Source organism: Knoellia locipacati, assembly GCF_007992835.1.
In the GTDB taxonomy this organism is placed as follows: domain Bacteria; phylum Actinomycetota; class Actinomycetes; order Actinomycetales; family Dermatophilaceae; genus Knoellia; species Knoellia locipacati.
Genome location: NZ_BKBA01000002.1, coordinates 194,982 through 218,697, shown reverse-complemented (window position 1 = coordinate 218,697; position 23,716 = coordinate 194,982). Strand labels below are relative to the sequence as shown.

General features: G+C 72.7%; 17 protein-coding genes. 8 read left to right on the top strand and 9 right to left on the bottom strand.

Annotated features, from left to right (window positions below; all coding sequences use genetic code 11):
* Window positions 1-61: 61 nt before the first annotated feature.
* Both KLO01_RS01450 and KLO01_RS01445 read right to left on the bottom strand, forming a co-directional pair.
* Window positions 62-607 carry an Rv3235 family protein gene (locus KLO01_RS01450; RefSeq protein ID WP_147061764.1) on the bottom strand — a complete coding sequence of 182 codons (546 nt, stop codon included), beginning with the start codon at window positions 605-607 and terminating at the stop codon, window positions 62-64.
* Window positions 604-1,524, bottom strand: coding sequence for a LysM peptidoglycan-binding domain-containing protein (locus KLO01_RS01445; protein ID WP_147061763.1), 921 nt, complete (start codon window positions 1,522-1,524; stop codon window positions 604-606). Before KLO01_RS01445 ends, KLO01_RS01450 begins: the two co-directional genes overlap by 4 nt.
* Before the next feature lie 72 nt (window positions 1,525-1,596).
* On the opposite strand from KLO01_RS01445, the gene KLO01_RS01440 reads away from it, so the two are divergent.
* The gene (locus tag KLO01_RS01440; RefSeq protein ID WP_147061762.1) at window positions 1,597-2,139 is read left to right on the top strand and encodes a hypothetical protein; all 543 of its coding nucleotides are present in this window, start codon (window positions 1,597-1,599) and stop codon (window positions 2,137-2,139) included.
* Between the two features lie 6 nt (window positions 2,140-2,145).
* Here the strand turns inward: KLO01_RS01440 and KLO01_RS01435 are convergent, their stop codons facing one another.
* Entirely contained in the window at window positions 2,146-2,358 is a 213-nt protein-coding gene (locus tag KLO01_RS01435) for a helix-turn-helix domain-containing protein (RefSeq protein WP_147061761.1), read from the bottom strand.
* A gap of 250 nt (window positions 2,359-2,608) precedes the next feature.
* On the opposite strand from KLO01_RS01435, the gene KLO01_RS01430 reads away from it, so the two are divergent.
* From KLO01_RS01430 to pruA, 5 genes are all read left to right on the top strand, one after another.
* A complete protein-coding gene (locus KLO01_RS01430) occupies window positions 2,609-3,286 on the top strand; it encodes a hypothetical protein (RefSeq protein ID WP_147061760.1) in 678 nt (225 codons plus the stop codon).
* Window positions 3,283-4,734, top strand: a complete 1,452-nt coding sequence (locus tag KLO01_RS01425; RefSeq protein WP_147061759.1) for a CpaE/TadZ family protein — start codon at window positions 3,283-3,285, stop codon at window positions 4,732-4,734. The genes KLO01_RS01430 and KLO01_RS01425 overlap by 4 nt, the downstream gene beginning before the upstream one ends.
* A 73-nt stretch (window positions 4,735-4,807) precedes the next feature.
* Entirely contained in the window at window positions 4,808-6,238 is a 1,431-nt protein-coding gene (locus tag KLO01_RS01420; protein WP_147061758.1) for a WS/DGAT/MGAT family O-acyltransferase, read from the top strand.
* A gap of 12 nt (window positions 6,239-6,250) precedes the next feature.
* Window positions 6,251-6,670 (top strand): DUF6912 family protein, encoded by a 420-nt coding sequence (locus KLO01_RS01415; protein ID WP_147061757.1) that lies wholly within the window; start codon window positions 6,251-6,253, stop codon window positions 6,668-6,670.
* A 172-nt stretch (window positions 6,671-6,842) separates the two neighbouring features.
* A complete protein-coding gene (pruA, locus tag KLO01_RS01410; RefSeq protein ID WP_147061756.1) occupies window positions 6,843-8,474 on the top strand; it encodes an L-glutamate gamma-semialdehyde dehydrogenase in 1,632 nt (543 codons plus the stop codon).
* An 84-nt stretch (window positions 8,475-8,558) separates the two neighbouring features.
* On the opposite strand, the gene KLO01_RS01405 is transcribed toward pruA, so the two are convergent.
* The 3 genes from KLO01_RS01405 to KLO01_RS01395 form a co-directional block, all read right to left on the bottom strand.
* Window positions 8,559-9,047, bottom strand: a complete 489-nt coding sequence (locus KLO01_RS01405; protein WP_147061755.1) for a DUF2505 domain-containing protein — start codon at window positions 9,045-9,047, stop codon at window positions 8,559-8,561.
* Window positions 9,048-9,113: 66 nt separating this feature from the next.
* On the bottom strand, window positions 9,114-9,638 hold the full coding sequence (locus KLO01_RS01400; protein ID WP_147061754.1) for a hypothetical protein: 525 nt from the start codon (window positions 9,636-9,638) through the stop codon (window positions 9,114-9,116).
* Window positions 9,635-9,955, bottom strand: a complete 321-nt coding sequence (locus KLO01_RS01395; protein ID WP_147061753.1) for a hypothetical protein — start codon at window positions 9,953-9,955, stop codon at window positions 9,635-9,637. The genes KLO01_RS01400 and KLO01_RS01395 overlap by 4 nt, the downstream gene beginning before the upstream one ends.
* A gap of 143 nt (window positions 9,956-10,098) precedes the next feature.
* Here KLO01_RS01395 and KLO01_RS01390 point away from each other — a divergent pair, with 143 nt between their 5' ends.
* Together KLO01_RS01390 and KLO01_RS01385 are read left to right on the top strand one after the other, a co-directional pair.
* Complete coding sequence (locus KLO01_RS01390; RefSeq protein WP_147061752.1) at window positions 10,099-14,997, top strand: NAD-glutamate dehydrogenase; 4,899 nt, start codon at window positions 10,099-10,101, stop codon at window positions 14,995-14,997.
* Window positions 14,998-15,022: 25 nt separating this feature from the next.
* Window positions 15,023-16,504, top strand: a complete 1,482-nt coding sequence (locus KLO01_RS01385) for a sensor histidine kinase (RefSeq protein WP_147061751.1) — start codon at window positions 15,023-15,025, stop codon at window positions 16,502-16,504.
* Window positions 16,505-16,583: 79 nt separating this feature from the next.
* Here the strand turns inward: KLO01_RS01385 and KLO01_RS01380 are convergent, their stop codons facing one another.
* From KLO01_RS01380 to glgX, 3 genes are all read right to left on the bottom strand, one after another.
* Entirely contained in the window at window positions 16,584-16,832 is a 249-nt protein-coding gene (locus KLO01_RS01380) for a WhiB family transcriptional regulator (protein ID WP_035905910.1), read from the bottom strand.
* A 204-nt stretch (window positions 16,833-17,036) separates the two neighbouring features.
* Window positions 17,037-21,404 carry an FtsK/SpoIIIE domain-containing protein gene (locus tag KLO01_RS01375; RefSeq protein ID WP_147061750.1) on the bottom strand — a complete coding sequence of 1,456 codons (4,368 nt, stop codon included), beginning with the start codon at window positions 21,402-21,404 and terminating at the stop codon, window positions 17,037-17,039.
* Between the two features lie 65 nt (window positions 21,405-21,469).
* On the bottom strand, window positions 21,470-23,635 hold the full coding sequence (glgX, locus tag KLO01_RS01370; protein WP_147061749.1) for a glycogen debranching protein GlgX: 2,166 nt from the start codon (window positions 23,633-23,635) through the stop codon (window positions 21,470-21,472).
* Between the last annotated feature and the right edge of the window lie 81 nt (window positions 23,636-23,716).

Below are 23,716 nucleotides of genomic sequence, written 5' to 3'. Positions count from 1 at the left end.
ACCCGATCTCGTTCTTTCCGGTATGCCGTCCGCTTACCTCGCGCGCCCTCGCGCGCCGGGCTCAGCCGATCTGGAGGGCCTCGACGCGCCAGCGGCCGTCCTGCCCGCTGAGCCGCACCGCCATGGCGCGCACCCGGGCACCCTCGCTCACGACGACGCTGCACTCGGCGACCCCGTCGGCGGGCTCGCAGACGTGGACCGAGCGCACGATGGCCCGCTGGGCGCGGGCCCGACCACCGGTCGCGCGACGGCGGGCGGCGAGAGCTCCGCGACGGGCGACGACGGCATACACCTGCGGGGTCGTCCACCGGACGACCTGTGCGGCCGGACGCAGCCCGGACATCACCTCGACGATCGCCTGCGCAATCTGGGTGGCCCACGGGCCGGGCTCCGGGAGGTCGGCGCGAGCGGTGCTTTGCGGGCCGAACATCTGCTCGTCGCTCGCCGAGGCGAGGTCGACGGCGAGGGCGTCCTGGATGTAGCCCGGGTGCCCCAGGGCGTCGGCCGAGCGCCTGAGCGCCTCGACGAGGGGGATCGCCGGCGGGCGCCGGGTCGTCGGGCCCGGGACGGTGACGGGTCGCAGGTGGGAGGTCACGGTGGCGCTCATCGGGTCACGCTTCCTGTCGGGTCCGGGGTGGGCACCCGGAGGATCTGGCCGGGGAGGATGCGGTCGGGGTCGTCGCCGATCCGGTCGCGGTTGGCGGCGTACCACTGGGGCCAGGCCCGGGCGACCTCGGCGTCGCCCGCGTCGGGACCGAGGTGGTGGGCGGCGATCGACCACAGGCTGTCGCCCCGGTGGACGACGACCTCGGCCTCGGCGGTGGAGCGTGAGCGAGAGCCCAACAGTCCGGCGTCAGCCTGCGGGCGCACCCGCGGCGCGGCGGGGGTGAAGCCGGGGGACGCGGGCGAGGCGGGGGTGGTCGAGAATCCGGGGGAGGCGGGCGCAGGAGCGAACCCGGGGTCGGGAGCCGCGCCGCCGGAACGGGTCGACGTGGCCAGTGCAGCGAAGCCCGGGTCGGCCGGAGTGGCCGGCGCGGCCGGACCGTCGGGCGCGGCCGCGACGTCCGCGGGGGCCGTGTCCGACGTGTGGGCCACCGTGCCCACGGCGGGGCGAGCACCCCCCAGGGCCGTCGGTGGGCCACCTGCGACTCCGACGCCGACCCCGAGGACGAACGCGGCGACGCGTCGCGCCAAGGCGGGGGTGAGGCGGTCGGCCCAGTGGTCGGCCGCCCGCCCCACGCGGCCGGGTGCGTGCGCGAGCACCTCGAGGGCCACCCCGAGGCAGAGCCACGCAGCGACGGCCACGGCAAGGGTGGCCGCGGCCAGGGCCAGGGCCTCGTCCGCGGACGCCGGTCCCGGAGCCACGACGCGGGCTCGGGCCGACAGCCACGCGAGGGTGAGGAGCCACGTGGCGCCGACGACGACGGCCACGGTGGCGGTCCCGACCACGGCGCCGGTGACGGCGCGGAGAGTCAGCGCCGGCGTCGCTGGGTGCCGTTTGATGCTGTTTGCGTCGGTTTGCATGTCTTTGACGATATTTGACATCGAATGGCGCCGCAACAGGAAGCCGGTCCACCTGCCGCCTAGGCTCGCGCCATGCGGTGGGACCGGCTCTTCGACGACCTCGAGGCACAGCTCGGCGCCGAGGAGCGTCGCGACCGGGACTCCGAGGTGGCCGACAGGACGCGACGCGAGCGGGCCGCCGTCGAGCTGGGTGCCCGGTTCGCGGCCGCGGTGGGCGGGTCCCTGCGACTGCACGTCGTCACCGGCGCGCACGTGACGGGTGAGCTCGTCGACCTCGGGCAGGACTGGCTGCTCGTGCGGCTCGACAACGGTCGCGACGCCGTCGTCCCCATGAGGGCGGTGACGAGTGTGGTGGGCCTGCCGCCCCGGGCATCAGCAGAGCGCACCGCCCGGAGGTTCGCGCTGGGCTACGCGCTGCGCGGCCTGGCGCGCGACCGTGCCACCGTCGCGGTCACCGACAGCAGCGGTCAGGTCGCCACGGGGACGATCGACGTCGTCGGTGCCGACTTCCTCGACCTCGCCGAGCACGTGCTGGGGGAGACCCGGCGCCCGGAGAACGTCCGCGGCCGACGGACGGTGCCGTTCCGGGCCGTGGTGCTCGTCGAGGCCCGCTGAGAGCGGTCAGTCCTCGCCGTTGGTGCGGACGAAGTCCCGGGTCTGCGAGTACATCCGCTGGATGTAGTCCTCGAGCACGGTGGTCTCGACCCGCCACTGGCCGCGGCCCCCGACCTTGATCGCGGGGAGCTCGCCGGACCGCACGAGCGCATAGGCCTGGGCCGAGGAGATGTCGAGGATCTCGGACACCTCGGTGAGCGGGATGAACCGCTTGGCCACGGGCGCTCCTCAGGTGGGTGGTGGGGGTCGAGTGCGACGCAGATGCCTGCCGCGCCAGTCTGCCACGCGGGCCCCGCTGCACCGGGGTGCCCGTCCACAGGTGACCCCGCGGGTCGCAGTTGTCCACAGGAGCCTGCCGCACGCCGCGCGCAGACCCGCAGGGTGGGCCACAATCTGTGGCGGGGGGATGTTGCGGTGACCCCTCGCGCCCTGCCCGACCGCCGAGACCACCACGATGCGGAGGACCTCGATGAGCGACCTGTCCACGCCCAGTGCCCAGCGACTGCGCAAGCCGTCCTGGCGCGACAGCCGACTTCTCGTGGGCCTCCTGCTCGTGCTCGCCTCGACGGCCATCGGGGCATACGTCATGAGCCGGGCCGACGACCGCGTCCCGATGTATGCCGCGAAGGCCGGTCTGCTTCCCGGTCAGCCGCTCACGGCCGACGACCTCGTCCGGGTCGACGTGCAGCTCGGGGGTGCGGCGACCGACTACGTCAGCGCCGGAGGCGGGCTGCCGGCGGACCAGTTCGTCCTGCGTGAGGTCCGGGCGGGCGAGCTCGTCCCCGTCTCCGCGATCGGTCCCCGGTCGCAGGCGACGAGCCAGCCGGTGGCGCTCCAGGTTGACGCGACGTCGGCCTCCACGCTCGCGAACGGCTCGGTCGTCGACGTCTACGTCAACCGCCCCTCGGCCCCGGTCAAGGGCAGCATCGGCACCGCGTCGTTCGAGGGACCCGAGCTCGCTCTCGAAGCGGTGAGCGTGGTCGCCCTGTCGAAGGACGACGGTGTCATGGGCAGCTCCGGCGACACACGACCGGTGCAGGTCATGGTCCCCAAGGACAAGGTCCAGGCGCTCGTCGGTGACGTTGACCTCGGCGCCCGGATCACCCTCGTCGCCGTCCCCGGCGCGGTCGCGCCGAAGGCGTCATGACGACCGGCGTCATCACGGGGGTCTCGCACCACCACGAGCAGCAGCTCGTCTCGGCGCTGGAGTCCTCCGCGGGCCTCACCGTCGTGCGTCGGTGCGCCGACGTCGCCGAGCTGCTGTCGACCGGCGCCTCGGGCATCGCCGACCTCGCCGTGGTCTCGGCCGACTTCCGCGGACTCGACCGTGACGCGCTGCGCCACCTGGCCGGTCATGGTGTCCGCGTCGCCGGTCTGGTCGCGGTCGGTGACGACGCCGGTGAGGCGCGGCTGCGCCAGCTCGGTGTGAGCACCCTCGTCCGGCCCGATGCCGAGGCCGAGGACGTCGCCCGCATCCTCGTCGACCTCGCCGAGCGCGGCAGCACCTCCACGCCGTCCCTGTCGGCGCGGCAGCCCGGCTCGGCCGCCACTCCCGGGGCCGGTGTTGGAGACGGCACGGCGACGCCGAGCGCCGACGAGCTCACCCGGTGGCTCGACGGGACCGCGTTCCCCGACGCGCCACTCACGGGCGCACCCGTGGCCAGCGCCCACGGCGTCACGTCCGACCGGGCCGACGGTTCCTCCGACGCGGAGTCCGGCGGCGGGCCGGACCGCGGTCGGGTCACCGTCGTGTGGGGGCCGACCGGTGCGCCGGGCCGCACCACCGTCGCCGTCACGCTGGCAGCCTCCCTGGCGAGCCGCGGGGTGAGCACCCTCCTGGTCGACCTCGACACGTGGGGCGCCAGCGTCGCCCAGTCGCTCGCCCTCATCGACGAGGCTCCCGGTGTCGCCGCGGCGGCGCGCGCCTCCGAGCAGGGCACCCTCGACACGGCCGCGCTCTCCCGCGTGGCACCCGAGGTGACGTCCGGGCTCCGGGTGCTCACCGGCATACCCAAGGCCGAGCGGTGGCCCGAGCTCAGGGCGGCAGCCGTCGAGGACGTCCTCGAGAAGTCCCGCTCGCTCGCTCAGCACGTCGTCGTCGACTGCGGGTTCTCGATCGAGGACGACGAGGAGCTGAGCTACGACACGGCGGCCCCACGACGCAACGCGACCACCCTCACCGCCCTCGAGGGCGCCGACAGCCTCGTCGTCGTCGGGGCGGCCGACCCGATCGGTCTGCAGCGGCTCGTCCGCGCCGTGCAGGACGTCGCCGTCGTGCCGTCGCCGCAGCCCGTGGTCGTCGTCAACAAGGTCCGGGCCTCGGCCACGGGAGGGAGGCCGGAGCAGGCCATCAGCGACGTGCTCGGCCGGTTCGCGGGTCTCGAGGAGCCGATCTTCGTGCCGTGGGCGCCGGACGAGTGCGACGCGGCCCTCCTCGCCGGACGCAGCCTCGTCGAGCAGGCCCCCGACGCGCCGGTGAGCCGGGCGATCGACGCCGTCGTCCAGGCGGTGCGACCCGAGCTCGTCGCACCCCAGAGCCGGACCCGTCGCAGGTCAGGGGTCCGCATGAGACGTGGCTCGCACCGTTCCGCCTGAGCGCGTGCCGTCGGCGAGCCGTCCGGGGATCGAGGCGGGCATGGAGCGACCGCCGATCTGACACCATGGCCTCGTGTCCGACCGCATGAGCACCCTCGACAGCAGCTTCCTCACGCTGGAGAACTCGTCGACGCCCATGCACGTGGGGTCGGTCATGGTCTTCGACGCCCCGGAAGGGGGCTTCGACTACGACCGCCTCGTGGGGATCATCTCGCGACGGATCGCCTACGTCCCGCGCTACCGGCAGCGGGTGCGCTTCGTCCCGGGGCGCCTCGCCAACCCGGTGTGGATCGACGACGAGCGGTTCGACGTGACCTACCACGTGCGGCGCTCGGCCCTGCCGCGCCCGGGTGACGACGAGCAGCTCGAGGAGCTCATCGCCCGCATCCAGCCGCGCCAGCTCGACCGCAACCGCCCGCTGTGGGAGGTCTACCTCGTCGAGGGCTTGGCCGACGACCGGTTCGCGATCATCACCAAGACCCACCAGGCGCTCGTCGACGGTGTCCACGCCGTCGACATCGCCCACCTCATCCTCGAGGACTCCGAGACGCCGGGCACCGAGAGCGTCGACGACACCTGGCGCCCGAGCCGTGAGCCGTCGCAGACCGAGCTCGTCGTCAGCGCGCTCGCCGACACCGTGCGCGCGCCCAGCCAGCTGCTCGAGACCGTCCAGTCCGGCATCACCGACGTCAAGGAGACCGCCGGCCGCGTCCTCGGCGCTGCCGGCGAGGTCGTCTCGGCGGTCGCGCGCGCCTCGACGAGCCCCGCCCCGGAGTCGCCGCTCAACGCCCGCGTCGGCCGGGCCCGCCGCTACGTCATGGTGGGCACCGACCTCGAGGACTACAAGAAGGTCCGGTCGCGCCTCACCAAGGGCGCCTTCGCCGATGACGTGAGCATCAACGACGTCATCCTCGCGACCGTCACCGGCGCCTTCCGGACGTGGCTCATGACGCGGGGTGAGAGCGTCCACGGTGCGACGACGATCCGCGCGATGGTCCCGGTGAGCACGCACGACGACGACAGCGAGCTCTCGCCCGGACGCAACCTCACCGCGTGCTTCGTCGACCTCCCGGTGGGGGAGCCCGGCGCCTCGATGCGGTTGCACCAGATCGCCTTCGCGATGCGCCAGCAGATGGAGGCCGGGCGAGCGGTGGGCGCCGACACCCTCTCGGGCCTCGGTGGCTTCGCGCCGCCGACGATGCACACGCTCGCCGCGCGCCTCGGTGGCGCCGTCTCACGTCGCCTCTTCAACGTCGCGATCACCAACGTCCCGGGTCCGCAGCACCCCCTCTACGTCGCCGGTGCGCAGATGGCCTCGACCTATCCGGTCATGCCCCTCGGTCCCAACAAGGCCCTCTCCATCGGGCTCACGTCCTACGACGGCGGGGTCTACTACGGCCTCTACGCCGACCGCGACGCGCTGCCCGACGCCGACGTCCTCGGCCAGTCCATCGTCGACGCCCTCCAGGAGCTGCTCGAGGCTCCCCGCGCCCGCGCCCGCTGAAAGGTCCCCTGCATGCCGATGGTCCGCGTCTACCTCCCGCTCGACTCGTCCGCCCTCGACGCGCTGCGCCGCACCGGCGAGGTCGGTCCCGCCCCCGTCGCGGGTCACGCCGCCGTGCCGGCGAGCACCCGACCCGGCCTCGGCAACGACGACGAGGAGCGTGAGTATGCCGCGTGGTCGGCTGCCGCGGCCGACGCCGCCGAGCGCTCGGCGAGCGGGGAGCGTCGCGTCGTCGCCTCGGCCGACGTCGACGCCGCCGTCGTCCTCCCGGTCACCGACGGTGAGACCGGTGTCGAGCTCGACACCGTCGTGGCCCTGCCCCGGATCGCGTCCTTCCACATCGACGAGCAGCCGGGTGGCGAGGTCGCCGACCTCCTCTGGTACGACGTCACCGAGCTCGACGACGTCATCGCCCTCGTGCGCGGCGACTGACGCCCGACCTCGTCCCGCCGGCGGGACGGCATACGGCAGCGTCCGCAGAGGTGGTCGCGACGGTGACCACGGTTGCGGACGCACACCCGGCCCGGGGGTGGACGCAGCCACCCCCTGCACCGTGGGACGATGGCGAGACCCCAAGACCTCCACGGAATCGAGGAAGACACCGATGGACGCTGTGACCCACGTCCCCGCCCCGATCAACGAGCCGGTGCGCGACTACGCACCCGGCAGTCCCGAGCGAGCAGCTCTCGAAGTGGCGCTCGCCGAGGTCGGCAGCACCACGTGGGAGCTGCCCCACACGATCGGCGGCACGCGCGTCGAGGGCACCGGCAAGAAGATCAAGGTCGTCCAGCCGCACGCCCACGCCAAGGTCCTCGGCACCATCCGTGACGCCACCAAGGCCGACGCCCGCGCCGCCGTCGACGCGGCGAACGCCGCGGCCCCGGGCTGGCGCGACATGTCCTTCGACGACCGCGCCTCGATCCTGCTCAAGGCCGCCGACCTGCTCGCCGGTCCCTACCGGGCCAAGGTCAACGCCGCGACGATGCTGGGACAGAGCAAGACGGCATACCAGGCCGAGATCGACGCCGCGTGCGAGCTCATCGACTTCTGGCGCTTCAACGTGCACTTCGCGCGCCAGATCCTCGAGGAGCAGCCGCCGGCCAACGCCCCCGGCATCTGGAACCGCACCGACTACCGCTCGCTCGAGGGCTTCGTCTACGCGATCACGCCGTTCAACTTCACCGCGATCGCCGGCAACCTCCCGACCGCGCCCGCACTCATGGGCAACACCGTCGTGTGGAAGGCCTCGCACACGCAGGCGCTCGCGGCGCAGTTCGTCCTCGAGATCCTCGAGGAGGCCGGGATGCCGCCCGGCGTCATCAACCTCGTGACCGGTCACGGCACCGAGGTCTCGGACGTCGTCCTCAAGCACCCCGAGTTCGCCGGTCTGCACTTCACCGGTTCGACGCGCGTCTTCCAGCAGCTGTGGCAGGAGATCGGGTCCAACCTCACGACCTACCGCCACTACCCGCGGATCGTCGGCGAGACCGGCGGCAAGGACTTCGTCCTCGCGCACCCGAGCGCCGACCCCGACGTCGTGCGCACCGCCCTCATCCGTGGCGCCTTCGAGTACCAGGGCCAGAAGTGCTCGGCCGCCTCGCGCGCGTTCATCCCGCGCAGCATCTGGAAGGTCATCAGCAAGGACCTCGTCGAGCTCACCGAGGGCCTGACGATGGGCAACGTCACCGACCTGTCCAACTTCATGGGCGCCGTCATCGACGACCGCGCGTTCGCCAAGCACAAGGCCGCGATCGACCGGGCCAGGGCGACGAACGGGATCGACGTCGTCGCCGGTGGCACCTACGACGACTCCGAGGGCTACTTCGTCCGCCCGACGATCATGGTCGGTGAGGACCCGCACGACGAGATCTTCACGACCGAGTACTTCGGTCCACTGCTGTCGGTCCACGTCTACCCGGACCGCCAGTTCGGCAAGGTCATGGACGTCATCGACTCGGCCTCGGCCTACGCCCTCACCGGGTCGATCATCGCCCAGGACCGTGCGGCCGTCGCCGAGGCGAGCCACCGGCTGCGGTTCGCGGCAGGCAACTTCTACGTCAACGACAAGCCGACCGGAGCCGTCGTCGGCCAGCAGCCGTTCGGTGGCGGGCGCGCGTCCGGCACCAACGACAAGGCCGGCTCGGCCCAGAACCTCCTGCGCTGGACGAGCCCGCGCTCGATCAAGGAGACGTTCGTCCCGCCGAAGAACCACACCTACCCGCACATGGGCGTCTGACCCGCCCCACCCACAACTGAGTGCCCCACGCCGAGGCCATTTGGCCTCGGCGTGGGGCACTCAGTTGTGCGGTGTCCGGGAGGGTCAGCCGACCCGCTGGTGGAGCAGGTCCGTCTCGGTCCGCGCCGCGTGCATGAGCGGGTCCGCGGCGGCCTTCTCGAGCTTGCCGCCGATGAGGGGCACGCCCGCCCTGAGCTCGCCGTCGAGCTGGTGCACCGTGCCGGATGGGCTGGGGGAGAGGCGGATCGAGCCCTTGAGGGTCATCGGTGCGCCCTTGACGTGGAGGTTGAGGTCGGCGGTGCGCGAGCCGTCGGCGGCCGCCGGTCCCCAGGTCTGCACCTCGACGACGGTGAGCGACTCGCCGACGAAGGACCGCGCGATGTCGGGCAGCCCGTCGGTGGGCAGGACACGCTCGGTCGAGACGACGGTGCGGTCACCGGTGGTCGACACGTCGGCCTTCCACGTCCCGGTCGTCGTCGCGTCGCACTTGGCGTCCTGGAACTCCTGCGCGCAGATCTGCGCGAAGACTTCGTCGGGCGCTGCGGGGTACTCGGCGCGGTGCGTGAACTTCACGGGTTCTCCTCACGTGGGCGGCCCGCCGATCCTCTCACCCGGTCCGCGGGGTCAGGACGCGCGGGTTCAGGGCAGGCGCAGGGCGCTCGCGAGTCCCTCGAGCTCCGTGGTCGAGCGGGCGAGCTCGCCGAGCAGGCGTTCGCGCCGACGACGGTGCTGGGCCGCGATGGCGTCCAGCTTGGCCTGAACCGCACGCACCGCCTCGTCCCGCTCACGGGTCGTGCCGGGGTCGGCCTCACCGGTGACACCCCAGGACAGCCGAACCTGCCCGGCCTCGACGATGATCCCGGCGCCGGACGCCTCGTCGACCACGGCGCGAGCCCGCGCCTGGAGCTCGCTCAGCTCGACGGCATACGCCTGGAGTGCGGCACCCACGGCCTCGGCGTGCCGCTCGCCCTCGGCGAGGGTCGCGAGGGCGCGCTGCCCCTCCTTGCGCGTCCGGACCGAGGTCGACGTCGCCCACGCGTCCTTGAGCGACGCGTATGCCGTCCCGCTCGCCTCGCGTGCTGCCGCCAGGTCGCGGGCGGCTCGCCTCGCGGCGGCACCGATCGCCGACAGGGATCCCGGGTCGCCGGGCACGACACCCCTCACGGCTGCTCCGTCGCGGCCGGGCCGAGGGCTGTGGCCGTCCCGACGTCGCCGACCGAGGTGTGACCGTCGACGACCCCCGGCTGGCGGGCATGGGCGCGTGCCAAGGTCGCGCGGTGCTGCACGGCGACCTCGTCGACGGCGCGGAGCAGGTCGACCACCTGGTCGACCCAGCCGTCGACGGTGCGCTGTGCGTCGGCCTCGCCCATGACGACGAGGCTCGCGAGGAGGTCGTCCTCGACACCGGCGACGGTGTCGGACAGCGCTCCCAGGACATCGCTCACCGCAGGAAGTGCCGGGGGTTCGGAGGGGCGGCGCACCTCGTCACTCTAGTGCTCACTGGTCACACCTCCGGCCCCTCATCCACAGGCCCCCGCACGTGAGTAGTCTCGGTGTCGGACACAGTGCCGTGTCCCGCCGAGACCATCGGTGAAGCCGCAACGCAAAGGATTGACAGCGCACCATGACTGAGTCATCGGTCCACCCCCGATCGACCACACTGGACGCCATCGTCACGGCTTTCGCCGGCCTCGACCCACGACCGGACGGGGCGGCCATCGTCGGCCACTACTTCCGGCACGTGCCCGACGAGGAGCTCAGCGCGCGCCCCGCGCACACCCTCGCCGGTGCGGTGAAGTCGCACCTCGACCTCGCCGAGACGCGCACCCCCGGCACCGCCGCGGTCCGGGTCTTCAACCCGACGACCGAGTCCGACGGCTGGTCCAGCTCGCGCAGCGTCATCCAGGTCGTCACCGACGACATGCCCTTCCTCGTCGACTCGGTCACGAGCGCGCTCGTGCAGCGCGACATCGACATCCACCTCGTCATCCACCCGCAGTTCAAGGTCCGGCGTGACGACGCGGGCCACCTCGTCGAGACCTGCGACGACGACGGCTCGGGCCCGCGCCACGAGGACCCCGACGTCCACAGCGAGTCGTGGATCCTCCTGACCATCGACCGCGAGGGTGACCAGGACGCCCGTGACCGGCTCTCCGCCGTCCTCGACAACGTCCTCGTCGACGTGCGCGAGGCCGTCACCGACTGGCCGACGATGCGCACCCGCTGCCTCGTCATCGCGGCCGAGCTCGAGGGCTCCCCGCCTCCCGGCGTGGGTGCCGACGAGGTCAGCCAGGCGAGCGCCTTCCTGCGGTGGATGGCCGACAACCACTTCACCTTCCTCGGCTACCGCGAGTACTCCCTCGAGGAGACGTCCGAGGGCGACGTCATCCGTCCCCTCGGCGGGACCGGGCTGGGGATGCTCAAGCAGGACCCGCCCGCGGACAAGAAGATCCGTCCCCTCTCGCCGGAGTCGAGCCGCAAGGCCCGTGAGCGCGGCGTGCTCGTCCTCACCAAGGCGAACTCGCGCTCGACCGTGCACCGGCCGGCATACCTCGACTACGTCGGCATTCGGACCTACGCCCCCGACGGGAGCACCGCGGGGGAGAAGCGCTTCCTCGGGCTCTACGCGTCGACCGCCTACACCGAGTCGGTGCTGCGCCTGCCCGTCGTCGCCGAGAAGGTCCAGGCCGTCCTCGAGCAGTCCGGCCTCGCGGCCGACTCGCACACCGGCAAGGACCTGCTCGAGGTCCTCGAGACCTACCCGCGCGACGAGCTCATCCAGGGCACGCCGGAGGAGCTCTACGAGACGGCGATGGCCGTCACGCAGCTCCAGGAGCGACGTCGCACCAAGCTCTTCCTGCGCGAGGACGACTTCGGGCGGTTCGTCTCCTGCCAGGTCTACATCCCGCGCGACCGCTACAACACCGGCGTCCGCACGCGCATGGCCGCGATCCTCAAGGACACCTTCGGTGGCGAGAGCGTCGAGTTCACCGCCCGGGTGAGCGAGCGTGCCCTCTCGCGGCTGCAGTTCGTCGTCCGGGTGCCCGTCGGTGAAAGGGTCCGCCACCTCGACGAGTCCGAGCGCAGCGACCTCGAGCGTCGCCTCGTCGAGGTCAGCCGCAACTGGGCCGACCGCCTCGGCGACGGTCTGCGCGACCGCCTCGGTGAGGTCGAGGGCGACCGCCTGCTCGACCGCTTCGGACGCGGGTTCCCCACGGCATACGAGGAGACCTTCTCGGTCGTCCAGGGTGTCGCGGACCTGCACCACCTCGACGGGCTCGGCGACGAGCGGCGCACGAGCGTCGCGCTCTACCGGCCGGCCGACTCGCCCGAGAGCATCCGGCGCTTCAAGCTCTTCCGCGCGGACCCCTTGTCCCTCACCGACATCCTGCCGATCTTCACGGACATGGGTGTCGAGGTCGTCGACGAGCAGCCCTACGAGGTGAGCCGGTCCGACGGCGTCCAGCTCCACGTCTACGACTTCGGGCTCCGCGTCCAGGACGACCAGATCTGGGCCGGCATCGCTCACGAGGACCTGCGTGACCTCTTCGAGGGTGCGGTGCTCGCCGTCTGGGACGGCCGCGCCGAGTCCGACGGGTTCAACCAGCTCGTCCTCGCCGCCCGGCTCACCTGGCGCCAGGTCGTCATCCTGCGCACGGTCGCGAAGTACCTCCGCCAGACCCAGGCGACGTTCAGCCAGTCGTACTTCGAGGACGCGCTCGTCGGCAACCCCTCGATCGCGGTCGACCTCGTCGCCTTCTTCGAGGCTCGCTTCGACCCCGACGCCTTCGCGGGCGACGAGACCGAGCAGCGCGCGGCCCGTGAGCAGGAGATCGCCGACCGGATCACGGCCGCGCTCGACGACGTGAGCTCGCTCGACGAGGACCGCATCATCCGTTCGTTCCTCGCCGTGATGAAGGCGGCGCTGCGCACCAACTTCTTCCAGCCCGGGGCCGACGGCGCCCCGAAGGCCTACGTCTCGCTCAAGCTCGACCCCACGGCGATCCCCGACCTCCCGGCTCCGCGACCGGCCTACGAGATCTGGGTCTACAGCCCCCAGGTCGAGGGTGTGCACCTGCGGTTCGGCTCGGTCGCGCGCGGCGGGCTGCGGTGGAGCGACCGCCGTGAGGACTTCCGCACCGAGATCCTCGGGCTGGTCAAGGCGCAGATGGTCAAGAACGCCGTCATCGTGCCGACCGGCTCCAAGGGTGGCTTCTATGCCAAGAAGCTGCCCGACCCCGCGGTCTCCCGCGAGGCATGGCTCGAGGAGGGCCAGTCGGCCTACCGGACCTTCATCTCGGGCCTGCTCGACGTCACCGACAACCGCGTCGGCTCCGACATCGTGCCGCCGGAGCGGGTCGTCCGCCACGACGGTGACGACTCCTACCTCGTCGTCGCCGCCGACAAGGGGACGGCGACGTTCTCCGACATCGCCAACGGTGTGGCCCAGTCCTACGGCTTCTGGCTCGACGACGCGTTCGCCTCCGGCGGCTCGGCCGGCTACGACCACAAGGCCATGGGCATCACCGCCCGCGGCGCGTGGGAGTCGGTCAAGCGGCACTTCCGTGAGATGGGCGTCGACACCCAGTCCGAGGACTTCACGGCCGTCGGTGTCGGTGACATGAGCGGCGACGTCTTCGGCAACGGCATGCTGCTCTCCGAGCACATCCGCCTCGTCGCCGCCTTCGATCACCGTCACGTCTTCATCGACCCGAGTCCCGTTGCGGCACGGTCGTTCCAGGAGCGCCGACGCCTGTTCGACCTGCCGCGCTCGTCGTGGGACGACTACGACCGCTCGCTCATCTCGGCCGGGGGAGGAGTCTTCCCCCGCTCGCTCAAGTCGGTCACGGTGACGCCGGAGATGCGTTCCGCCCTCGGGCTCGGCGACGACGTGTCGACGATGACCCCGACCGAGCTCATCCACGCGATCCTGCTCGCCCCGGTCGACCTGCTCTGGAACGGCGGCATCGGGACCTATGTCAAGGCCACGAGCGAGGACCACCTCTCGATCGGTGACCGCGCCAACGACACGATCCGCGTCAACGGCAGCGAGCTGCGGGTCAAGGTCGTCGGCGAGGGAGGCAACCTCGGGCTCTCGCAGCTGGGCCGCATCGAGGCCTCGCTCTCGGGGGTCAGGGTCAACACCGACGCGATCGACAACAGCGCGGGCGTCGACACCTCCGACCACGAGGTCAACATCAAGATCGCCCTCGGGGACGTCGTCCGTCGCGGCGACCTCACCACGCAGGAGCGCAACACCCTCCTCGCCTCGATGACCGACGACGTCGCCGCCCACGTCCTGCGCGACAACTACGAGCAGAACGTCCTCCTCGGCAACGCCCGCGCCCAGGACCTGTCCATGGTCCCCGTGCACGTGCGGCTCATGAACTGGCTCGAGGAGCGCGGCGAGCTCGACCGCTCGCTGGAGTTCCTGCCGAGCGACGCCGAGATCGAGAAGCGCGCGTCCGAGGGCCTGGGCCTGAAGTCGCCGGAGTTCTCGGTGCTCGTCGCCTACTCCAAGCTCGCGCTCAAGAAGGACATCCTCGCCAGCACGCTTCCGGACGACCCGTACTTCGCGGCTACCCTGTCGCAGTACTTCCCGAAGGCGCTGCGCGAGCCGTATGCCGCGGAGCTGGGGGAGCACCCCCTGCGCCGCGAGATCATCACGAACTCCGTCGTGAACTCGATGGTCAACCGCGGCGGCATCACCTTCGCCTTCCGCGCGCAGGAGGAGGTCACCGGTACCCCGGACCAGGTGGCACGGGCCTACATCGTCTGCCGCGAGGTGTTCGACCTGCGCGGCTTCGTGCAGGCCGTCGAGGCCCTCGACAACGTCCTGCCGACCAAGGTGCAGACCGAGCTCTACCTCGAGTTCCGGCGCCTGCTCGACCGCGCCGTGCGGTGGCTGCTCGCGGCCCGGCCCTCCGGTCTGGACATCACGACCGAGGTGGAGCGGTTCGCCCCCGTCGTCGCGGACCTCGTGCCGCGCATCCCCGAGCTCCTCCAGGGCGGCGAGCGCGAGCGCGTGCTCGCCCAGACCTCGCACTGGGAGGACGAGGGTGTGCCGTCCGAGCTCGCTGCACGTGGCGCCTCCCTGCTCGACAGCTACTCGCTGCTCGACGTCGTCGAGATCGCGTCCGACGTCGACCACACGGCGGCCGAGGTCGCCGAGGTCTACTTCCGGATGTCCGAGAGGTTCGGGATCGACGGCATGCTCACGCGGGTGGCGAGCCTGCCTCGCGACGACCGCTGGGACGCGCTCGCGCGAGGTGCGCTGCGCGACGACCTCTACTCGGTCCTCGAGTCCCTCACGCGCAACGCCTTCGAGTTCGACAACGACCTCGACGGTGACGGCGTCGTCTCGGCCGAGGAGCGCATCCTCGCCTGGGACGAGGCCGGCGACGGCGCTGTGGAGCGGGTCGGCAACCAGCTCGCCGGCATACGGTCGCTCGAGAAGCCGAACATCGCGGCGCTCTCGGTGGCCCTGCGCACGCTCCGGTCCGTGGTCCGGCAGGGGAGCTGACGGAGAGACGACCTAGGCTCGCCGCGTGAGCACACTCGCCGAATCGCTCAGGGCGTCGACGACCCTCGAGGACCACGACATCGAATGGGTCCACCTCGTCGTCGGTGACTGGCAGCTCATCGCCGACCTCGCGTTCGCCGACCTCGTGCTGTGGGTCCCCACCGGCCTCGACGGGTGGCGGGCGGTGGCCCACGTGCGCCCCAACACCGGGCCGATGGTGTTCTACGACGACGTCGTGGGCCGCACCTCCGGCAGGTGGCGCGAGCCGATCCTCTCCGAGGCCTACCGCCAGCGCCGGATCGTCAACGGTCGTGAGCCCGAGGGCCACGGAGAGACGGCAGTGCGCGAGCAGGCCATCCCCGTCGTCCGCGAGGGTCGGGCGCTCGCGGTCATCACCCGCCACAGCAACGTCATCACGGGCCGCACGCCCAGCCGCCTCGAGCTGACCTACCGGTTGCTCGCCGAGTCGATGACGAAGATGATCGCGGCGGGGGAGTTCCCGAGCACGGCTGCGCCCACGGGTGCCCGGCGAGGAGCGCCCCGCGTCGGCGACGGCGTGGTCCACCTCGACGTCGAGGGCACGGTCCTCTATGCCAGCCCCAACGCGATCAGCGCCATCCACCGGCTCGGGCACCGCGGGGACGTCATCGGCGAGGTGCTCGCCACGGTCGTCGCCGACCTGCTCCAGGCCTCGGGCTCGACCGTCGACGAGTCGCTCGCCGTCGTCATCACGGGTCGTGCGCCGTGGTGGACGGAGGTGTCGACCCAGTCGGCCAGCGTGAGCCTGCGCGCCATCCCCCTCACCGATCGCGGGACCCGCCAGAGCGCCATGCTCCTGCTGCGCGACGTGTCCGAGCTCCGCCGGCGCGAGCAGGAGCTCATCACCAAGGACGCGACGATCCGCGAGATCCACCACCGGGTGAAGAACAACCTTCAGACCGTCGCGGCCCTGCTGCGCCTGCAGTCCCGGCGGGTCCCCGACGAGGGGGCCCGCAACGCGCTCGACGAGGCGGTGAGACGGGTCGGGACGATCGCCCTCGTCCACGAGACGCTGAGCCAGGGGATCGACGAGACGGTGAACTTCGACGAGATCGCGCTGCGGGGGCTGCGGGCCGTCGTCGACGTGGCCGTGACCGAGCACCGGGTGGAGTCCACGCTCACCGGGTCGTTCGGCCGGATGCGTGCCGAGGACGCGACCTCGCTCGCGATGATCGTCTCAGAGCTCGTCCAGAACGCCGTCGAGCACGGCCTCGCCTCCCGCGGCGGCGTCATCCGCGTCCACGTCGACCGCGCCGAGGTCGAGCCCGGGGTCGAGGGTCTGACGGTGACGATCACCGACGACGGCACGGGGCTGCCCGCCGGGTTCCGGCCGGTCCTTGCCGGGCTCGGGACGAGGATCGTCACCTCGCTCGTGCAGGACCTGCAGGGGCGGATCCGGTGGGAGCCCGCGACACCTCACGGCACGCGGGTCGAGTTCACCGCCAGGCTGCGACCGCTGACCCGCTGACCCGCTGTTCGTTGACCCCTGACGACAACGAGAACGGCCCCGCCTTGTCGGGCGGGGCCGTCAGTTCCGTGGCTGTGTGTCAGCCGGCGCGGCGAGCGCGGGCGTTGCGACGCTTGAGTGCGCGACGCTCGTCCTCCGAGAGCCCGCCCCAGACGCCGGCGTCCTGTCCGGACTCCAGGGCCCACTTGAGGCAGGTGTCGACGACCTCGCAGCGGCGGCAGACAGCCTTGGCCTCCTCGATCTGCATGATCGCCGGGCCGGTGTTCCCGATGGGGAAGAACAGCTCGGGATCCTCATCGAGGCAGGCAGCGCGGTCGCGCCAATCCATGGGTGGTGCTCCTTGTCCGTGGAGTTCAATGGGGCTGGCCGCAAGCAGGGGTGGAGCAGGGGCCAACGTGAGGTTGCGCCCTTGCAAACCTGAAGGACGTCAACACGCAGACGTCCGAAGTGTCAGTCTAGACCCCGCAACCCAATTTGGAACAGACCCAGCGGCGCTGAATCTGCAGTGATGTCCGGGTCGTCGCGGCGTTCATCACGCGCAACGAACGGTGGCTCGCCCACGTTCCGCCGCCGTTCCCTCACCGCACGACTGCGGGGGCTCGTCCGGGAGCAGGGCGACCTGCACCTCCTCGGCGACGCGTCCGCTCACGAGCAGGGCCCGTCCCGGCACCGGTGAGACGCCGCGCGGCGCCCTGATCCCGAAGGCCTCGCCGTCCCCGGGGGTGCGGGGCGCCAGCAGCATCCCGGTCTGGGCGCGCGCCACGCACGGAAGCAAGCCGCGGAACTGCGCGGTGACCGCCGCCACCGTCGACGCGACCACGACGAGGCCGCCGTCGCGGTCGAGCAGTGCCGTGAGCTCCAGCAGGGCAGCCTCGACGGGTGCGCCGTCGAGGCGGTCGGCGTCGTCGACCAGGACCACGAGGTCGGGGGACCGGCGTCTGGCCGCGACGAGCGCGTCGACGTCCCAGGGGTCCACCCGGACCGGGTCGTCCCCACGGGCCGGGTGGGGAGTGCGGGCGCCACGGGCGATCTCGTCGTGAGGGAGACGACCGTCGGCGACGGGTCCGGACCCGACACCGGTCCCGGCACCGGTGGCCGACCGGATGGCCCCGGTCACCGAGCCGCTCCTGCCCTCGACGACGGCCACCGGGCGTCCGGCCAGCATGGCGGACACCCCGATCGTGGCCAAGGTGCTCGAGCGGCCGGAGCCCGCGTGGCCGGCCACGAGCAGCCGTCGGCCATGGCGCGCCGGGTCGAGGAAGGCGATCGACCCGGTCTCGGCGGACAGACCCAGGGCAAGCCGTTCGCCCGGGGGCCCCGCCCCACCCGAGGTGCCCGCTGATGCCCTCGGAGCTGGCGCCGGCACCACCGTCGGCGCCGCGTCTGTGGTCGGGACGATCGCGTCGTACGCCACTCGCGCGGGAAGTCGCGGCACCTCGAGGGGGAGGGGGAAGGCAGCATCCCGCACCGCCGCCTCGGAGAGGGGGTCTCGCCGGGCGAACTGGACCTCGGCGCGGTCCCGCAGCCGCACCGCCCGTCCCGGAGCCGTGCTGGAGGGCAGGTCGCGTCGGGAGAGGCCGGCATACGCGGCGTCTGCGGGGTCCGCGAGCGGGAGGAGGAAGGTCTCGGCGGCGACCGGGCCCAGCCTGCTCGTCAGGACGGAACGGTCCCCGCTGACGACGGCACGCAGTGAGGGGTCGCCGGCCTGCAGCAGGCCGAGCACCTCGTCGCGAAGGCCGCCCGCGGTGAGGTCGCCGTCGAGGTCGAGACGCTCCCAGCCGTCGACGACCAGCAACACCGGTGATGCGGGATCCCCGTCGTCGCGCGCGCGGTCGCGCAGCCGGTGCAGCAGCCGCCGCACCCGGGAGACGTCCCGGGCGCCGACGACGGCGCCCACGTGGGGCAGTGCCTCGAGGTCGGCGAGCTCGCCGCTCGTGTCGATGACGTGGACCTGGGTGGGTGACCCGGGCGTCGCGACGTGCGAGGCGATGACCGTCCGCAGCGCGGTGGTCCGCCCCGACCGTGGTCCACCCGCGAGCAGCCAGTGTCCCTGGCCGCGGTGGAGCAGGACCTCCTGACGCTGCGCGGCCGGGAGGTCGACCAGAGCGACGCCCTCGACACCCACCTCGTCGACGTCCAGGTGCTCACCGAGCGCCGGGAGCCACGGGCGGTGCGGCTCGGCGACCTGGCCCGACCTCGCCGCCGCCCGCAGCAGGGAGGCCAAGGACGCCAAGCCCTCGTCCGGAGGCGTCGTCACCGACGCCGCCGACCGTGCAGCCAGGAGTGAGGACCTTGGCCGGCCCAGGGCGTCGAGCACCTCGAGGCGCATCCCGGGTGACGTGGACGGACCGCCGACCCGGGCAGCCTGGAACTCGACGAGGTCGCCGTCGCCGCCTCGCGCGAACCCGCGACCGGGCCGGTCGGGGGAGATGCGGGCGGCTTCGGGCGCGCCGATGACGTCGGTGGAGTCGGCGACGTCGCGCACCCGCATGGCGATGCGGAGGTTGACGTTGGCCGAGATGTCGGCCGTGACGGCGCCGGCGGGGCGCTGCGTCGCGAGGACGAGGTGGAGGCCGAGCGAGCGGCCGACGGCCGCGAGCGACACCATCCCGTCGACGAAGTCAGGAAGCTCCTCGGCGAGCATCCGGAACTCGTCGATGACGAGGACGAGCCTCGGAAGGGCGCCCCCGCGCCGTCGGTGGTCGTCGAAGTCGCGTGCGCCCGAGGTCGCGAGCAGGCTCTCGCGACGGTCGATCTCGGCGCCGAGGCTCACCAGCGCGCGCCGGGCGAGCCCGTCGTCGAGGTTGGTCACGAGCCCCACGGTGTGGGGGAGCCTCGCGCAGTCGCCGAAGGCCGAGCCGCCCTTGTAGTCGACGAGCACGAACGACACGTCCTCGGGCGAGCACTCGAGGGCGAGCGAGGCCACGAGGGTGCGCAGCAGCTCGGACTTGCCCGACCCCGTGGTGCCGCCGACGAGGAGGTGCGGGCCGTCGGCAGCGAGGTCGACGGCCCACGGCTGCCCGGCGAGGCGTCCCAGCCGGGCGAGGGGCCGTCCGGTCCCGGCCCGCCAGTGACCCACGACGGACCCCACGACCGACTCCGCGGGTGGGGCGCCCACCGAGACCGCCGTCGCACCCGGCCCGAGCCAGGGCACGAGCTCGAGGAGGTCGACCGAGCCGGGCACCGCCTCGCCACCGCTCGCGGCATCGACCAGCGGCGCGAGCGCGCGGCCGAGGCGATCACCCCACCACCAGCCGACGAGGTCAGCGGTGAAGGTCGCGACCGGTTCGGAGCCGTCGACGTCGAGCCGCGCCGTGCCGTCAACGGCGCCCTGACCGAGGCCGACGACGGCGTGGCAGGACCCGGGCAGGGCGCTCGCCCGACGGGCGCCCACGAGTCCCACCACCCCGAGCTCGCGACCACGCTCGAGGAGGTCGAGCAGCTCGCCCGTAGCCGGTGCACCCTCCACCTCGGCCAGCACGACCACGACGAGCGGCGGAGTCCCGGACCGTCCGCGCTCCCGGTCGTCCTCGCGGCCGGCGACGACCTCGCGAAGGACGTCGAGACACGTCTCGCCATCGCCGTATGCCGTGGTGTGCGGCAGCCACCTCGCCCACGACAGCGGGCATTCGGCCCCGCCAGAGTGCACGACGAGCCGGACGTCGCGTGGGGAGTGCAGCGTCGCGACCTGTCCGACGACGTGACGGACGACCGCCTCGACGTCGTCCGTGGCGCCCGCGACGCCGAGCCCGCCCACGGCGGTGAGGTCGACCTCCACCGGCAGGCCGGGCAGCAGCGGGTGCTCGACGGGGGCGCCGCCGGCCGGTGCCCAGCCGGCGCGCGCGGCCAGCTCGCCGACGCCGATCCGCACCCGACCGAAGTCCGGGGCGGTGCGACGTCGCTCCCAGAGCCGCGCCCCTGGCCCGCAGGCGGTGGCGAGGACGGTGGCGGCATCGGGCACCGCGCGCCAGCGTCGGTCGCGCTCGGTCGCGCAGAGGGCGTCGAGCTCAGCCCGACGCTGCTCGAGGTCGAGCTCGTGTGCGGCGACCTCGCGGGCGTGCTCGCGCCGGCCGCCGAGGCGCTCGGCGAGCACGTTGCCCACGAGCATGAGCGGTGACAGCAGGGCGAACGCGAGCATCTGCACCCCGAACACGAGGGCGAGGACGCCGGCGAACGGCAGCGGGAGGGCGGCGGCGAGCCATGGGACGCGCGTCCGGCGAGGTGGCGTCGGAGGGGTGGGGGCGGCCACGGTCATGGCGGGCTCGGGCGGCAGGGTCCGGGGTGCACGGTTGACCGTGACCCGGCCGTCGCCGCGCGGGTGCGTCAGCACGGCGGTGCCACCGGAGCGCTGCAGCCGGAGCAGTGAGGAGCCGATCTCGATGGTCTCGCCGCCCGTCAGCACGCAGGAGTCGTCCTCGACCACGCTCGTCCCACAGCGGGTCCCGTTGGTCGAGGCGAGGTCGGTGACGCGAAAACCGGTGTCGTCAGGGACGACCCGCGCATGTCGGCGGCTCAGCCGCTCGTCGTCGAGGCTCAGCCCGAGGCCGGCCGACCTGCCGACGACGAGCCCCTCGGGCGGCACCGCCTGGCGCCGCCCGGCGTCGGGCCCGGCCACGACCACGAGGTCGACCGGCCCGGTGGGGCCGGCGGCCGGACGGGGCGCCTCGTCGAGCACGAGCGTCGCACCGTGCACCAGCGGTGGCATCCCGACGACGGCTCCGGCGTCGACGAGGGCACCGTGGCAGGTGACGCGTGTCGGCGCCGCGCCCACCGCCTCGCCCAGCAGGGGCAGGACGTCGGCGAAGGTCGTGCCCGGTGGCGCCGTGACCCGCAGGTCCACCCCGACGTGACGACGCGACGGCACGAGGACGGTGAGGTCGAGCTCGATCGAGTTCCCCATCCGGGCAGGCTAGGGAGTTCGGCCCAAGCCTCCGTGGAGTTGTCCACAGCGCCGCGGGAGGCGGCTCAGGTCGGGTCGGTCACGGCATACGCGCGCATGCTCAGCGCTGCCATGGTGATCTCCTCGCCGACCCGCGTGGCCTCGGTGTGCTCGGGGCGGTCCCAGACACTGTCCCAGAGCAGCCGGTAGCCCCACAGCCCCGGCGCCTCCGGAAGCGACACCTGCTGCTCCGCGCGTCCACCGTGCAGGACGACGAGCACCGACTCGTGGCCGAGCCACGCGCCGTTGACGAGCATCTGGAGGGTCCGCTGGTCCGGCGCCGACCAGTCCCTCATGGGCGAGCCGTCGGCGGCGTACCAGGCGAGGTCGATCGAGCCGTCCTCGTGGACCTCCTTGCCCTCGGCCCAGGTGCGCTGGCGCAGGGCGGGGTGCTCGCGGCGGATCGCGGTGAGGTGGCGGGTCGTGGCGAGCAGGTCCTCCTGCCACGGCTCGAGGTCCCAGTCGAACCACGTCGTCGGGTTGTCCTGGTTGTAGGGGTTGTTGTTGCCGCCCTGGCTGCGACCGAGCTCGTCGCCGGCGTTGATCATGGGGATGCCCGACGAGAGCAGCAGCGTGCCGAGCAGGTTGCGCATCGACCTCCGCCGCAGCGCGAGCACCTCCTCGTCGTCCGTCGGCCCCTCGACACCGTGGTTCCACGACCGGTTGCCGTTGGAGCCGTCGTTGTTGTCCTCGCCGTTGTCCTCGTTGTGCTTCTCGTCGTATGCCGTGAGGTCGGCGAGCGTGAAGCCGTCGTGGGCGGCGACGAAGTTCACCGACGCGGTGGGCCCCCGGTCGCGCGTGCCGAAGAGGTCGCGCGAGCCGGCCAGACGGGTGGCGAGGTCCTGGACGCCGTGCGGCACGTGGCCCGGCACCGACGGTCGGTGGTCCCCGAGCCAGAAGTCGCGCACGGAGTCACGGAACCGGTCGTTCCACTCGGAGAACGGCGGCGGGAACTGGCCGGTGCGCCAGCCGTGGAGACCGACGTCCCAGGGCTCGACGATGAGCTTGGTGCGCGAGAGCACGGGGTCGGTGCGCATCCCGACGAGGAAGGGGTGGTCGGGGTCGAACTCGTCGGTGCGGCCACGGCCCAGCGCCACCGCGAGGTCGAACCGGAAGCCGTCGACGTGGCACTCGTTGACCCAGTAGCGCAGCGAGTCCAGCGCCAGCCGGCACATCACCGGGTGCCGGAGGTCGAGGGTGTTGCCGGTGCCCGTGACGTCGATGTCGCGGCCGCGCTCGTCGAGCCGGTAGTAGGCGCGGTTGTCCAGGCCGCGGAACGACAGGGTCGCGCCGGTGCCGTCGGCCTCGGCCGTGTGGTTGTAGACGACGTCGAGGAGGACCTCGAGCCCGGCCGCGTGCAGGAGCTTGACCATCCCCTTGAACTCGTCGACGGCGCCCTGGGGGTCGCTCGCCGCGGCGTAGGGCGCGTGCGGCGCGAAGAAGCCGAGCGTGTTGTAGCCCCAGTGGTTGGCCAGCCCCTTCTGGACGAGGAAGGGCTCGGAGGCGAACGCGTGGATCGGGAGCAGCTCGACGGCCGTCACGCCGAGGGCCGTGAGGTACTCGACCGTGGCGGGGTGCGCCATCCCGGCGTAGGTGCCACGCAGCTCCTCGGGCACGCCCGCGAGGGTCTTGGTGAGGTTGCGGACGTGGGTCTCGTAGATCACCGACTCGCTGCGTGTCACGGCCGGGGGAGCGTCGTCTCCCCAGTCGAACGAGGGGTCGATGACGACCGAGCGCGGCATGTCGGGCGCCGAGTCGCTGACCGACGGGGTCAGGCCGTCCCCGCGCCAGGTGCCCTCGTCGACGACGTGGCCGAAGACGGAGGGTCCCCAGCGGACCTCGCCCTCGATCGCGCGGGCGTAGGGGTCCATGAGGAGCTGGGCCGGGTTGTGCCGCATGCCCTGCTCGGGGTCCCAGTCGCCGCCGACCCGGAACCCGTAGCGCTGGCCCACGCCGACGTCGGGGACGAAGCCGAACCACCAGCCGAAGGCGTGGTCGACGAGAGGCACCCGCCGCTCGCTCGTGCCCGCGTCGTCGCCGGTGTCGAACAGGCACAGCTCGACCGAGGTCGCGTGGCCGGCGTAGACGCTCACCTCGACGCCGCCCTCGACGACGGTGACACCGGGGGCGGGGGGCAGGTCCGGGGCCACGCGCAGGGAGGGCGCGGCGGCGGCGGACGTCACGGGCGTCATGCGGGCAGCCTATTGAAGGGGGCCCGCGACCCGGCGCACGGTGACCTCCTCGCGTGCGCGCCGTCGGCGCGTCATGACAAG

Bases quoted from the DNA above. Each gene is read 5' to 3' on its own strand.
- KLO01_RS01450 (WP_147061764.1), bottom strand. From the start codon at position 607: ATGAGCGCCACCGTGACCTCCCACCTGCGACCCGTCACCGTCCCGGGC.
- KLO01_RS01445 (WP_147061763.1), bottom strand. From the start codon at position 1,524: ATGCAAACCGACGCAAACAGCATCAAACGGCACCCAGCGACGCCGGCG.
- KLO01_RS01440 (WP_147061762.1), top strand. From the start codon at position 1,597: ATGCGGTGGGACCGGCTCTTCGACGACCTCGAGGCACAGCTCGGCGCC.
- KLO01_RS01430 (WP_147061760.1), top strand. From the start codon at position 2,609: ATGAGCGACCTGTCCACGCCCAGTGCCCAGCGACTGCGCAAGCCGTCC.
- KLO01_RS01425 (WP_147061759.1), top strand. From the start codon at position 3,283: ATGACGACCGGCGTCATCACGGGGGTCTCGCACCACCACGAGCAGCAG.
- KLO01_RS01415 (WP_147061757.1), top strand. From the start codon at position 6,251: ATGCCGATGGTCCGCGTCTACCTCCCGCTCGACTCGTCCGCCCTCGAC.
- pruA (WP_147061756.1), top strand. From the start codon at position 6,843: ATGGACGCTGTGACCCACGTCCCCGCCCCGATCAACGAGCCGGTGCGC.
- KLO01_RS01390 (WP_147061752.1), top strand. From the start codon at position 10,099: ATGACTGAGTCATCGGTCCACCCCCGATCGACCACACTGGACGCCATC.
- KLO01_RS01380 (WP_035905910.1), bottom strand. From the start codon at position 16,832: ATGGATTGGCGCGACCGCGCTGCCTGCCTCGATGAGGATCCCGAGCTG.
- KLO01_RS01375 (WP_147061750.1), bottom strand. From the start codon at position 21,404: ATGGGGAACTCGATCGAGCTCGACCTCACCGTCCTCGTGCCGTCGCGT.
- glgX (WP_147061749.1), bottom strand. From the start codon at position 23,635: ATGACGCCCGTGACGTCCGCCGCCGCCGCGCCCTCCCTGCGCGTGGCC.